Source organism: Brevundimonas sp., from assembly GCF_035626975.1.
Classification (GTDB): domain Bacteria; phylum Pseudomonadota; class Alphaproteobacteria; order Caulobacterales; family Caulobacteraceae; genus Brevundimonas.
This window is the reverse complement of record NZ_DASPMQ010000036.1, coordinates 1-12,147: the sequence shown is the minus strand read 5'-3', so window position 1 is coordinate 12,147 and position 12,147 is coordinate 1. Positions and strand designations below refer to the sequence as shown.

General features: G+C 70.9%; 11 protein-coding genes. 1 reads left to right on the top strand and 10 read right to left on the bottom strand.

Annotated elements, in window-relative coordinates:
- Window positions 1-149: 149 nt before the first annotated feature.
- The 4 genes from VEB62_RS09210 to VEB62_RS09195 form a co-directional block, all read right to left on the bottom strand.
- Window positions 150-917: a proteasome-type protease gene (locus VEB62_RS09210; RefSeq protein ID WP_324798390.1), complete on the bottom strand. Its 768-nt coding sequence runs from the start codon at window positions 915-917 to the stop codon at window positions 150-152.
- An 85-nt stretch (window positions 918-1,002) separates the two neighbouring features.
- Window positions 1,003-1,827, bottom strand: a complete 825-nt coding sequence (locus tag VEB62_RS09205; RefSeq protein WP_324798387.1) for a transglutaminase family protein — start codon at window positions 1,825-1,827, stop codon at window positions 1,003-1,005.
- Between the two features lie 4 nt (window positions 1,828-1,831).
- On the bottom strand, window positions 1,832-2,764 hold the full coding sequence (locus VEB62_RS09200; protein WP_324798385.1) for an alpha-E domain-containing protein: 933 nt from the start codon (window positions 2,762-2,764) through the stop codon (window positions 1,832-1,834).
- Window positions 2,765-4,189 (bottom strand): circularly permuted type 2 ATP-grasp protein, encoded by a 1,425-nt coding sequence (locus tag VEB62_RS09195; protein ID WP_324798382.1) that lies wholly within the window; start codon window positions 4,187-4,189, stop codon window positions 2,765-2,767. It abuts the gene before it with no gap.
- Window positions 4,190-4,357: 168 nt separating this feature from the next.
- Here VEB62_RS09195 and VEB62_RS09190 point away from each other — a divergent pair, with 168 nt between their 5' ends.
- A complete protein-coding gene (locus VEB62_RS09190; RefSeq protein ID WP_324798381.1) occupies window positions 4,358-5,059 on the top strand; it encodes a hypothetical protein in 702 nt (233 codons plus the stop codon).
- 49 nt (window positions 5,060-5,108) lie between these two features.
- Here the strand turns inward: VEB62_RS09190 and VEB62_RS09185 are convergent, their stop codons facing one another.
- Genes VEB62_RS09185 through VEB62_RS09160 form a run of 6 tightly spaced genes read right to left on the bottom strand, consistent with a single transcriptional unit; the run spans window position 5,109 to window position 11,433 of the window.
- Complete coding sequence (locus tag VEB62_RS09185; RefSeq protein ID WP_324798379.1) at window positions 5,109-5,939, bottom strand: zinc metalloprotease; 831 nt, start codon at window positions 5,937-5,939, stop codon at window positions 5,109-5,111.
- Window positions 5,940-5,965: 26 nt separating this feature from the next.
- The gene (locus VEB62_RS09180; protein ID WP_324798377.1) at window positions 5,966-7,291 is read right to left on the bottom strand and encodes a tyrosinase family protein; all 1,326 of its coding nucleotides are present in this window, start codon (window positions 7,289-7,291) and stop codon (window positions 5,966-5,968) included.
- Between the two features lie 54 nt (window positions 7,292-7,345).
- On the bottom strand, window positions 7,346-7,867 hold the full coding sequence (locus tag VEB62_RS09175; RefSeq protein WP_324798374.1) for a hypothetical protein: 522 nt from the start codon (window positions 7,865-7,867) through the stop codon (window positions 7,346-7,348).
- A gap of 15 nt (window positions 7,868-7,882) precedes the next feature.
- Window positions 7,883-9,289 (bottom strand): MBOAT family O-acyltransferase, encoded by a 1,407-nt coding sequence (locus tag VEB62_RS09170; protein ID WP_324798372.1) that lies wholly within the window; start codon window positions 9,287-9,289, stop codon window positions 7,883-7,885.
- Window positions 9,290-10,573: a GDSL-type esterase/lipase family protein gene (locus VEB62_RS09165; protein ID WP_324798369.1), complete on the bottom strand. Its 1,284-nt coding sequence runs from the start codon at window positions 10,571-10,573 to the stop codon at window positions 9,290-9,292.
- Window positions 10,574-10,575: 2 nt separating this feature from the next.
- Window positions 10,576-11,433 (bottom strand): SGNH/GDSL hydrolase family protein, encoded by an 858-nt coding sequence (locus tag VEB62_RS09160; protein WP_324798393.1) that lies wholly within the window; start codon window positions 11,431-11,433, stop codon window positions 10,576-10,578.
- Window positions 11,434-12,147 lie beyond the last annotated feature (714 nt).

The window sequence follows — 12,147 nt, the reverse complement described above, 5'->3', positions numbered from 1 at the left end:
TCGTCCTGCCGGGTACCGACGAGGCCCCCCTGTTCCTCGCCCTCGAGGCCCGCCTCGCCCCCGCCGGCGGCTGGATTGCGTTCATCGACGACCAGGGCCGGCTGCTCGGCGACGCGGACCTGCGCAGCGACGACTGGATGGCGTGAACCTCAGCCCCGGCGGGCCGCCAGCCCCGGCCCGCCCATCATCCACGGCGGCTCGGGCATGGCTCGCCGCGCCGCCGTCTGCGCCCGGGTCCACTGGTCGTGCAGGTCGTTGAAATAGGCGTCGTCTTCCTCGATCCGCCGCACGTCCCCGCTCAGGAAGCCGCGCCGCAGGGTCAGCATGTCGAACGGCGCTCCCACCGCCACGTTCGAGCGCATCGTGGTCGAGAACGAGATCAGCCCCAGCTTGACCGCCTCGGCCAGCGGCGTGTCGTACGCCAGCCCGCTCTCGAGGATCGGCTTGCCGTATTTCAGCTCGCCGATCTGCAGATAGGGCGTGTCCCGCCCGCACTCGATGAAATTGCCCTGGCTGTAGATCAGGTACAGCCCCATCTCGCCGCCGGCGATCTGGCCGCCCAGCAGCATGGAGGCCGAGGTGCTCAGGCTGTCGGCCTCCAGCGCCGGGGCGATCGACAGCCGCACGCTGCGCAGGGCGTGGCCCAGAAGCTGGGCGCAGCGGAACAGGCTGGGCGCCGTTTCCAGCGTCTCGGACGGCTCGCCGACGTTGAGATGCACGCCCTCCCTGACCATGGCCAGGGCCGTCTGGGTCACCGACAGGTTGCCGGCGGTGCAGACGCCCAGCACCCGGTCGCCCGGCCGGTCGACGACGTGCAGCTTGCGGTACGACGAGATGTTGTCGACGCCCGCGTTGGTCCGGGTGTCGGCGATCATCGCCAACCCCTCCTCGACCAGCATGCCCACGCAGTAGGTCATGGGATGGCCCGACTGATAGCCTGACTCCGGCGTACGTCCGTCATCCCGCGACGGTAACAGATTCCCTGCTCCGTCGACCCCGCCCTCAAGCCTGCTGCTGGCTCTGTTGCATGTCGGCATCACGCACGGTCAGCCTGACCGCCAGCCGTTCGCCGCCCCCGCCGTAGCTGGTCCCCCGCACCGGCGCCGCGCCCCGGTAGTCCAGCCCCGTCGCCACCCGCACATAGCGGTCGGTCGGGCAGACGCCGTTGGCCGGGTCGAAGCCGACCCAGCCCAGGCCCTCGATCCAGGCCTCGGTCCAGGCGTGCCCCGCCTCCTGCTCGTCCGCGTCCCGGCGCAGCAGATGGCCGGACACATAGCGCGCCGGCACGCCCGTCTCCCGGGCGCAGGCGATGAAGACATGGGCGTGGTCCTGGCAGACGCCGCGCCCGAGCGCGAGCACCTCGGCGGCGGTGTGGGTCGGCGTCGTCACCCCGACCTCGAAGGCCACCGAGCCGTGGATCGCCGCCATCAGCCGGTGCATCCGGTCCAGCGGCGGATGGGCCGAAAACTCCGAGGCGAACACCGAGATCAGCCTGTCGCGCTTCGTCAGGGCGGTGTCGCGCAGGAACACCAGCGGCGACAGCGTCTCCTGGTCGGGCGGCACCACCCCGCCGGTGTCGCTGGTCATCACCTCGCCTGACACCCGCACGGTCAGGCTCTGCGTCGGCTGCTCCGTGTAGAGGGTGTGCACGACATTGCCGAAGGCGTCCTCGGACCGGCGCAGCCGCGCGTCGACATCGGTCTCGACCCGCCAGTGCCGCACCTGCTGCGCCTCGCTGGACCTTGGCGTCAGACGCAGGGTCTGGATGATGAAGCGCGCGGCCCGGTCGTAGGCGTAGGTCGTGGCGTGGTCGATCTGGATGCGCAACGGGTCAGCTCAGATACTGGTCATGGATGGCCTGCCCCAGCCGCCCGTTCTCGGCGAGGAAGGCCTGGATGTATTCGTGCAGCCCCGACTGGAAGATGGCCTCGATGCGCGAATTGTCGAACGACCGCATCCGCTCCGCCGCCAGTCGCTGGGCCGGCCCGCGCCGGCCGTAGTCATTGGCCAGCCGCTCCAGATAGCGCACGATCGAGGCCTGGCAGCTGGCCAGCGAGCGCGGCATCTGGCGGTTCAGCACCAGCAGGTCGGCCACCAGCCACGGCTTGACCGAATCGCGATAGACCCAGCGATAGGCCGTCAGCGCCGACACCTCGCGCAGCAGGGTGGTCCACTGGAAATAGTCCAGCTGGCCGCCGACCCGTTCGCCCTCGGGCAGCAGCAGATGGTATTTGACGTCCAGCAGCCGCGCCGTGTTGTCGGCCCGCTCGATGGCCGCGCCCAGGCGCAGGAAATAGTAGCCGTCGTTCCTCAGCATGGTCCGCGAGGTCGCGCCCTCGACCGACAGGGTGACCGTCTTCACCCATTCCAGAAAGCGGGTGAAGTCGTCGCGCCGGGTCGGCTGGCCCTGCTCCTCCAGCCCGTTCCAGGCCCCGTTGATCGCTTCCCACAGCTCGACCGTCAGGGCGGTGCGCACCGAGCGGGCGTTGGTCCGCGCCCGGGTGATGCAGGCCGCGATCGACGACGGGTTCTCCGGCGCGAAGGCCAGATACTCGCGCACCGACTTCTCGGTCGGCGAGCGGCCCAGCGCCTTGGGCGCGCTGGCGCAGGCCAGGGCGCTGGCCCACACCGTTCCGGCGTCGCCGTCGCCGCGCGTCGGAATGGCCGCCAGCCGGATGGTCGCCTCGAGAATGCGCGCGAGAAAGTCCGCCCGCTCGATATAGCGGCCGGTCCAGTACAGGCTGTCTGCGGTGCGGCTCAGCATTCAGACATCCAGCACCCAGGTGTCCTTGGTCCCGCCGCCCTGGCTGGAGTTGACCACCAGCGAGCCCGGCTTCAGCGCCACCCGCGTCAGCCCGCCCGGCGCCACCTTCACCCCCTCGGGGCTCGACAGCACGAACGGCCGCAGATCGACGTGGCGCGGCGCCAGTTCCCCCCTGTCCAGCGTCGGCGCGGTCGACAGCTCCAGCGTCGGCTGGGCGATGAAGTCGTCGGGATCGTTGACCAGCCGCTTGCGGAAGGCCTCGATCTCCGCCTTCGACGCCGCCGGCCCGACCAGCATGCCGTAGCCGCCCGACCCGCCGACCTCCTTGACGACCAGATCGCCGAGGTTGGCCAGCACATGCTTCAGCGCCTCCGGCTCGCGGCAGCGCCACGTCGGCACATTCTTCAGGATCGGCTCCTCGCCGGTGAAGAAGCGGATGATCTCGGGCATATAGGTATAGACCGCCTTGTCGTCGGCCACGCCGGTGCCGACCGCATTGGCCAGGGTCACCGTCCCCTCCTGGTAGGCGGTCATCAGCCCCGGCACGCCCAGCGCCGAATCGGGCCGGAACGTCAGCGGATCGAGGAAGTCGTCGTCGATGCGCCGGTAGACGACGTCGACCTGCTGGCGGCCCTGGGTCGTGCGCATGAACACCTTGCCGTCGTCGACGAACAGGTCGCGCCCCTCGACCAGATCGACCCCCAGCTTGTCGGCCAGGAAGCTGTGCTCATAGTAGGCCGAGTTGAACGGCCCCGGCGTCAGCACGACAATGGTCGGGTCCGCGCCCGCCGCCTCGGGCGCGCAGGCCCGCAAGCTGGCCAGCAGCATGTCCGCATAGGTCTCGACCGGCCGCACCGGATAGTCCGCGAACAGGTCCGGAAACAGCCGCATCATCATCTCGCGGTTCTCCAGCATGTAGGAGACCCCGGACGGCGTGCGGCAATTGTCCTCCAGCACGTAAAACTCGTCGTCGCCGGTCCGCACCAGGTCGATCCCGGCGATGTGCACCCAGACCCCGCGCGGCGGCCGCCGCCCCTGCATCTCCGGCGCATAGTGGGGATTGGTCAGCACCAGCTCGGCGGGCAGCACCCCGGCCTTCAGACACTCCTGCGGCCCGTAGACGTCGGCGAGGAACAGGTTGATGGCGTTGACCCGCTGGACCAGCCCGGCCTCCAGCCCGGCCCATTCCGCCGCCCCGATGATGCGCGGCACCACGTCGAACGGGATCAGCCGCTCGCTCGATTCCGCGTCGCCATAGACGGCGAAGGTGATGCCCATGCGGCGGAAGAACAGCTCGGCCTGGCGCGAGCGTGATTGCAGCAGGCCGTCGGCCGCCTCGGCGAGCCAGCGCGCCAGTCCCCGGTAGCTCTCCCGGACGTCCGCCCCATAGGCGGCCGCGTCTCCTGACATCTCGTCGAAGGCCATGCCGCTCCCGCTGCAACGAACCACAAGCGTGGCCCGATACGCTACGCGCGCGCAACAGGAATGTTGCACCGCCGCGAACGGCGCTGACACCTTCGTGAAACCCGGCCCGGTCCGGAACATCCCCCCTCAGGCCCTGTTTTGCATTCGTATCCAACGGAGTGCAGGACCATGCAGAATCCTTTCCGTCATCAAGACCAGCCGGGGCGGCCCGACCGCGACGAGCACCGCATGGAAGGCCGCGACCGGCGGCCGGAGGAATATCGCACCTGGGGCGGCGGCGACGGCGGCCGCATCGCCGACGCCTACCGCGGTCAGGGCCATGACCGGCCGCGCGAGCCGTCCGGCTACGGCCAGGGCCCGCAGAGCCAGTACGGCCAGGGCATGTCGACCCCGTATGCCGGCGACCGCGGCGGCCCCTACGGCCCCGGCGGCTACCAGTCCGGCCCGCAATATGGTCAGGGCTATGGCCAGATGGGCTACGGCTCCCAGGCCTACGGCGGCCCGAACTACGGCGCCCAGACCTATGGCGGCCAGACCTACGGCGATCAGGCTGGAATGCACCAAAGCTACCCCAGCCACGCCTACGCCCCCGGCTCCCAGATCTGGGAGGGCTCCGGCCAGGGCATGGGCGGCCAGAGCCACCAGCACCACGACTTCGAGCCGGACTATCTGCACTGGCGCGAGCAGCAGCTGTCGGCCTTCGACAGGGACTACAGCGACTGGCGCAAGGAGCGTCGCGAGAAATTCTCGGCCGACTTCGACAGCTGGCGCCAGAGCCGGCCGCGCGTCCAGGCCGAGAACCCCATCGTCGGCGATGTGACCGACGGCGGCGATGGCCGCGGCGGAGAAGAGGCCGCCCGCAAGCGCTGAGGGCCTTCCATGCGCGACAAGGACCCGGCGGTGACCGCCGGGCCCCTCGTCATGCCCGCTCGCGCGCGCCCGTCATCGCGTAACAGCTGGCCCGCGTCGGCCGCCGGCCCTCCCGATCGCCATAGGCCGCCCGGATCGAGCAGATGTCCGCGGGGCTCAGCTGACCCCTCCAGCGCTCCGGGTTGCAGTAGTTCATGATCGAGGCGGCGTCGTAATAGGTCTCCTCCGCCACCTCCGGCTCCGGCGTGCTCATTCGGGCCACGCAGTCCGGGGCGCGCGGGCTGACGTGGTCGTGGCTGAAGCCCAGCGCGTGCCCCAGTTCGTGCAGGGCGTCGGCGTAGAAACAGCCCTCGCGCCCCACGCTGCCGCGCCGCCCGCAGATGCGGTGGGTGACCAGGTATTCGGCGTTCAGCGTGATCGTCCCGCCGCGCACCAGATTGACGCCCAGGTGGCTGGCCGACGCGAACAGCTCGGGGTCATGGGCGATCCGGATCGGGATGCGCCGGTTCGGCCCGGAGGTCGGGCCGTTCGCGCAGTCGGCCCGGATATCGAACTCAACCTTCGCCACCGCCTCCCACGCCGCGGCCGCGTCCATCACCTTCGCCCGCGCCCAGCCGTCGGCCTCGGCTGGAGCCTGGAAGCACATCGGCACGACCCCGCCCGGCCACATGTCGGCCTCGGCGGGCGGCGGGGCCATCGGCGGCGGCGGGGGAGGCGGAGGCGGCGGCGGCGGGGGCGGGGGCGGGGGAGGCGGAGGGGGCGGGGGCGGGGGCGGCGGCGCATAGACCGGCGGCGGCTCCTGCTGGAACAGCGCGCAGCCCGCCAGCGGGGCGGCGAGTCCCGCCAGCGTCAGCAACAGAACGATTCTCAACCGGTTCATGCCCCAACCCTTCATGGCCCCGCCCTTCATGCCCAGCGCGTCTCCGTCAGCGTCAGCGTCAGCTCGATCCATTCCGCCCGCGCCCCGGGCCGCCCCGCCTCCGGGTCCAGGTCCTCCGCAAACACCGTCACCGCCGCCGGCCCGTCGCCGGAGGCCAGCAGGTTCAGCACCTCCTCCCCGAACCGGAACGGCAGCACATACGGCCCGCGGTGCCCCCCATGCCCCTCTCCCGGATCCGGCAGGTGCACGAAGGTCGGCGACGAGCCCAGCGACCGCTCCCGTCCGCCTGCGCCCAGGCGGATCTCCAGCGACCGGTCTTCCAGCGCCGCCTCCCGGTGGTAGGCCACCGCCCCCTCGCCCGCGATCATCAGCGTGTCGTCGGCCTCGCGCATCCGCGCCACGGCCTCGGCCGGCAGGGTCAGGCTCATCCGGCCCGCCCCCGGCGACGCTTCGGCCCGCAGCGTCCAGCTCTGGCCCTCGACCGGAACCCGACGCGTCGCCCCCGGCGGCCCCGCCTCGGCGACATTGAACACGGGGAAGGGATACAGTCGGTCGTAGTCGTAGCCCAGCGGCCGCGTCTCCAGCGTCCCGCTCACCGGCAGCTCGCCCGTCGGCCGTCCTTCGGCGTCGACGAAGCCAGTCACCGTCCGGACCGTCCAGTCCGCCGGATACAGGTCGCGGCCCCGGTTGCGATGCCAGGTCGCCCACACCCGGTCGACGTTGCTGTGGTGCAGCCAGAACATCGGGTCCTGCGCCGAGGTCCGCGGATGCCGCATGAAGCCGCCGATCAGCTGGTGGATGTGGTTGTGGCCATAGCCCTCGACCATCCCCGCCCCCTCCGGCAGCTTGCCGCAGAAGGTGGCGAAATCGTCCGACGCCAGCTTCGCCGTATAGGGCGACTCCGCCCAGCGCGCCGCCGCGAAATCCAGCGTCTCCACCCCCCGCGCCCGGTTACGCTCGTACAGCGGCGACTCGCCGTCGCAGATCCACGACGGCAGGAGGCGATGCTCCTGCCAGTCCCAGTAGGGCATGGCGAACCCGTCGTGCCCGGTCAGCCGCGCCACGATCCGCTCCATATGGACCAGCTGCTGCCGGTGCCACGGCAGGAACAGGCCGTTGTTGTGCTGGGAGTCGCGGTGATGGATCTGGCTCTGGCGCGTCCACGACAGGCCGTCATTGCGCCGCTTCATCAGGCGCACCGCCTCACCGAAGGCGACGACGTCGTCGCTGGTCGCCGTCAGCTCGCCCGCGCCCTTGCGGATCCGCACCGGCGTCTGCGCCCGGGCGGCGCCCGGTCCGAGCATCGCCGTCGCCGCCCCTCCGGCCAGCGCCGCCCGACGGTTCACTCTCATGTGGTCGCCCCCGCTCCCCCGGCCGACGCGAGCGCCGGCCTCAACCCTGACGTTTCACGACTCCGCCGTCGCTGTCGAGCCTTCGGCCGGCGCCTGGCCGATGAAGCGCGCCCGCCGCACCGCGTCCCACGCCTCGCGCAGGCCCTGCCGCGGCTGGTCGACGGCGAACACCGACAGCTGGGCCACCCAGACCTCCGACAGCTGCCGCACCGTCTCCGGGATCCAGCCCGGCGGCTGCTGCCGCGACCAGTTCAGCGGCGACACGGCGTTGAACACCAGCAGGAACGCCGCCGCGATCATCACCGTCCGGCTGGTCCAGCGCCGGTCGCGCGCCGCCACCCCCTCGTCGTCCAGCGGCGGGGCCGGCGGAAAGGCGAACCGGCCCAGGGCGACCAGCGCGTTCTCGCGCGTCGGCAGGTCGTGCGCGTTCGCCGTCTCGATCCAGTCGCTGGGCGGATCGGCCCGGTCTGGCGTTTCCGCCGCCAGGCTCTCCGCCAGCGGCGGGAAGGGCGAATCCGGCCGGTGCGCCGGGAACGGCTCCAGCGGGGTGTTCGGGTCTTCGGGCTCGTCGGTCATCGGAGGTCCAACGTCCTAGAACTGGAAATAGATGAAGGGGGCCACGCCCTCGGGCCGCACCGCCTCGACCAGCAGTATGGCGGCCCCGATCAGCAGGCCCAGCGTCAGCGACGGCGCCGCCTTCAGCCGCTCCGCCACGCCCTCGATGGCGCGCGGCGGCAGCCAGTGCATGGCCAGCCCCCCGGCGATCAGCGTCAGCAGCAGCGGGGTCAGCATGACCACGGGCCCGGTCCTTCCAAAACCCTGCAGCATCTGCATGGCCAGGTCGAAGCTCTCGGCCCGGAACAGGATCCACCCCAGGCAGACGATGTGGAAGGTGACCAGCACCCCGACCACCGTCGGGATGATCTTCTTCTCCCCCAGCGCGGCGCGGAACAGCCGCTCGATCACCTGCACGCCCCCGTGCAGCGCGCCCCACGCCAGGAAGGTCAGCGCCGCCCCGTGCCACAGTCCGCCCAGCACCATGGTGATGAACACATTGATGCAGCTGGCGAACAGCCCCTTCCGCCCGCCCCCGAGCGGCACGTACAGATAGTCCCTCAGCCAGCTGGACAGGCTGATATGCCAGCGCCGCCAGAAGCTCTGCATCGAACTGGCCCGGTACGGCTGGTCGAAATTGCGCGGGAAGGAATAGCCCAGCAGCGCCGCCAGCCCGATGGCCATGTCCGAATAGGCCGAGAAGTCGCAATAGATCTGGACCGCATAGCCGTAGACCGCCGCCGCGATGTCCACCGCCCCGAACGCGGTCGGATCGAAGAACACCGGATCGACCAGGTTGGCCGACAGCTCCGAGGCGATCACCGTCTTCTTGAACAGGCCCCAGACGATCAGCAGCAGGCCATGCGTGGCCATGGCCCGGGTCAGCCGCGGCGTCCGGTCGAACTGCGGCAGCAGGTCCGAGGCGCGCACGATCGGCCCCGCCACCAGATGCGGGAAGAAGCTCATCAGCAGCATGACGTCGAGCAGGCTCTTCGCCGGCGGCGTCTTCCCGCGCTGCACGTCGACCACGTACGAAATGCCCTGGAAGGTGAAGAACGAAATCCCGACCGGCAGCACGATCTGCAGCAGCGGCAGGTCGCGCTCCCAGCCGAACCGCGCCAGCAGCTCGCCGGCCTCCTCGACGAAGAAGCCGTAGTATTTGAAGAAGCCGAGGATCAGCAGATTGGCCGCGACGCCCAGCCCGACCAGCCAGCCGGCGCCCGCGCCTCGTTCGCGGTTCCGCGCGATCAGCGCCGCCACGCCCCAGTTCAGGATCGCCGATCCGATCAGCAGGCCGACGAACCGCCAGTCCCACTGGGCGTAGAAGAACCAGCTGGCCAGCAGCAGGAACAGCTTGCGCCGCCCGTTCTCGCGATCCAGCGACCAGGCGGTGAAATAGACGACCAGGAAGAAGACGCCGAACGCCAGCGTGGGGAACAGCATCTAGTCCGCGCCCCCTCGTTCCGCCTTCCACGCCTCGTAGGCGGCCATCAGGTCGCCCGCGAGGGTGCCGCCGATCCAGTCGGCCCCCGCGCTCGTGAAATGGACCCGATCGCCGCGCATCAGGGGCTCGGCCCCCAGCGCCAGACGATCCGACGAACAGTCTCCCCCCATCCGTCCGTGCCAGTCCCAGAACGCCACACCCAGATCGGCGGCGACCCGGCGCTGCACGTCCCGGACCACCGCCAGCGACGGCGGCGGCGCCCTCAGTCCGTCGGCCGAACAGCCCTCGGCGGTGCCGCTCCGCAGCGCGTCCGGCGCGCCGAGGATCAGGATCGAGGCGTCGAACGGCGGCATGGCCCGCATCCGCTCGATCTGGGACCGCAGCAGCTGCTCGTAGGCCACGGGGTCGAGGGCCGGATCGAACCCCTCATTGGTGCCGTAGGCCAGCACGATCAGCGACGGCGGCAGGAAGCCGACGACCATCTGCATCGTCATCTCGTCGCGCGCCGCCAGGTCCGCGAGCGTCGACCCGGTCAGCCCCAGGCTGGACACCACCACCCCCCTCCCGAGCCGTTCGGTCCAGACGGTGTCGAGGACTGCGCCCCGCCCCGCGCCCCGGAAGGTGACGACGGAGGCGGGACGCGGCAGGTCGATGCGATAGCAGGCGGCGCCGTCGTCATCGGATCCGTTCAGATCGACCGGCCACGGCTCGCCGTCGCCGACGTCGATCAGCACACCCTCGCCCGGTCCGCGTGGCCATCCGCAGAGCCCGACCCGGCCGGCCTCCGCGCCCGGGTCGAGCCGCAGCGTCAGTTCCGCCCCGGGGCCCGCCAGCGCCCGGACCGAGCCCGGCCCGAACCGGCCGGTCTGTCCCCCTGCGACCGGCCGCAGCGGAGCCCGCTCCACACCCCAGCCGCGGGTCTCCAGCTGCACCTGATAGGGCGCATAGCCGTCGTGCGGCGCGCCCGCGGGCAGACCGCCCCGCCCTCCCGCGCCGAACCGCTGCTGCAGATCCGCCCTCAGCTTGCCGGTGATGCGGTCGCCCGCGGTGTGGCTGTCGCCGATCTGCAGGATGCGGACCGGCTCCTCCCGCGTCCCCGCCTCGGTCGCGGCGAGCGCCTCGAACAGACTCGTCAGAGCCTCCGGCTGACACAGGCCGCCGGGGCAGACCGCGGCCCCGGGCGTCGGCGGGCTGGATGGCGCATACGGCGTCTCCTGCCCGGCCGCGGCGAGCGCCGGCGCCGCCAACAGCCCCCATGCCAGGACCGCCGCGATCCGCTTCATGCTCAGGCGGCGGGCGTCTGGACGGGGGCGGGCGCGGGCCGATCCAGGCCCGCGTCTCGCTTGAGCCGCTCCGCCACCGGACCGCTCATGCGCAGATAGCCGGCCATCGACATGTGGATGCCGTCGTTGGCCCGCATCAGCACCTTGCGGCCGTCCCGGTTCGGCAGATAGGCCTCATAGCGGCCCTCGGCGTTCGAGGTCAGGCCGGTGGTCTCCAGATACGGCACGCCCAGCGCCCGCATCCGCGCCTCGACGACGTCGTTGACCAGCGCCATCCGACCGTCGAACCGGCTGCTCTTCATCCGCGGCAGGCCGACCCAGTAGACCGCCACGTCGCGGCTGCGCAGCATCGCCACCAGATTGTCGATCCGGGTCGCATAGGCGGTCTTCCAGCCGTCGGTGCCGAAGTCGTGGACCGCGCCGTCCAGGCTGATGCCCTGCGCGTCATTGGTGCCGAACAGGATCACCGCCACGTCGATCGGCGTCTCCTCGATCTGGCGCTGCGTCCTGGACTGGATGTCGACGTAGTCGTAGCGCGACAGGCCGGTCGAGACCTCCGAGAATTTGGTCACCGTCACCTTCGGCTCGTCGCGCAGGTCGCGGTACAGGCCGGCGTAGAGGCCGTCGGCCATCGAATCCCCGAACACCCCGATCCGCAGCGGCCCCCGCGCCAGCCGCGCCGGCAGCGGAGTCACGGCGGCGACCGCCGGGGGCGCGGCGGGGACCGCGACCGGCGCCGGCGCGCTCGGCGGCGCCGACGCATTGGCCCGATCGCCCAGCATGACCGTCGGATGGCGCAGCCAGTCGCGCCCGTCCGGCGTCAGCAGCAAGCCTGCCAGCACGCCGACCCCGAAGGTCACTGTCAATGCGTTGACGCCCGCCCGCAACTCGCCCCCCGAACCTGAATCCGCCCGGCTCCGCTTTTACCCCATCGCCGCGCCCTGACCACCTCGCGCCCGCCTGACGCGAAGAAAAAGGTTAACGGGGATGCGCCGGGGCGCCCGCTGGCTCCTGTCGCGCAGTGATGGAAGGGGAAGCCCACCCTCACCTCCCCACGCCTTGGAGGACCGCGCGAAGCGTGGTGGAGGGGCGCCGCCGCCCCATGACGCTGTGCTGACAATCCGGAAAACTATAGTCGGGTTCGGCGGATAATATCCCTTACATTCAACACCCTGACCTTTTCTCGACGCCGTTTCCTGCGCACAGTTGGGGCCCGCCATACAATATTGCCGTCCCGTCGCATGGGGAGGCGCAGAGGCCTTGCGTGCTCTGGCGGCGGGATGTGGAGAAGCGGGGGCCCGGTTCCCGGCTGACTTCGTCATCCCGGACCTGATCCGGGAGCACGTCAGCCAACGCCCGGGGTCTGATGGATGTCGGATGTCAGGGGCGAGGGGGATACTCGCCCGGTCCGGGGATCGGCTGCGCAAGGCCGACCCGCCCGCCGGAGGCGCTGCGGTAAGGCGTTAAGAGCGCCACCCGACGCAAGCTCCCGGAAAATCTCCGCGCGGAGCGTCTGTCTGCGTCGAAACGGTAAAACCAAACGAACTCCGGGCGCAGGCCCGGCGCTCCGCACG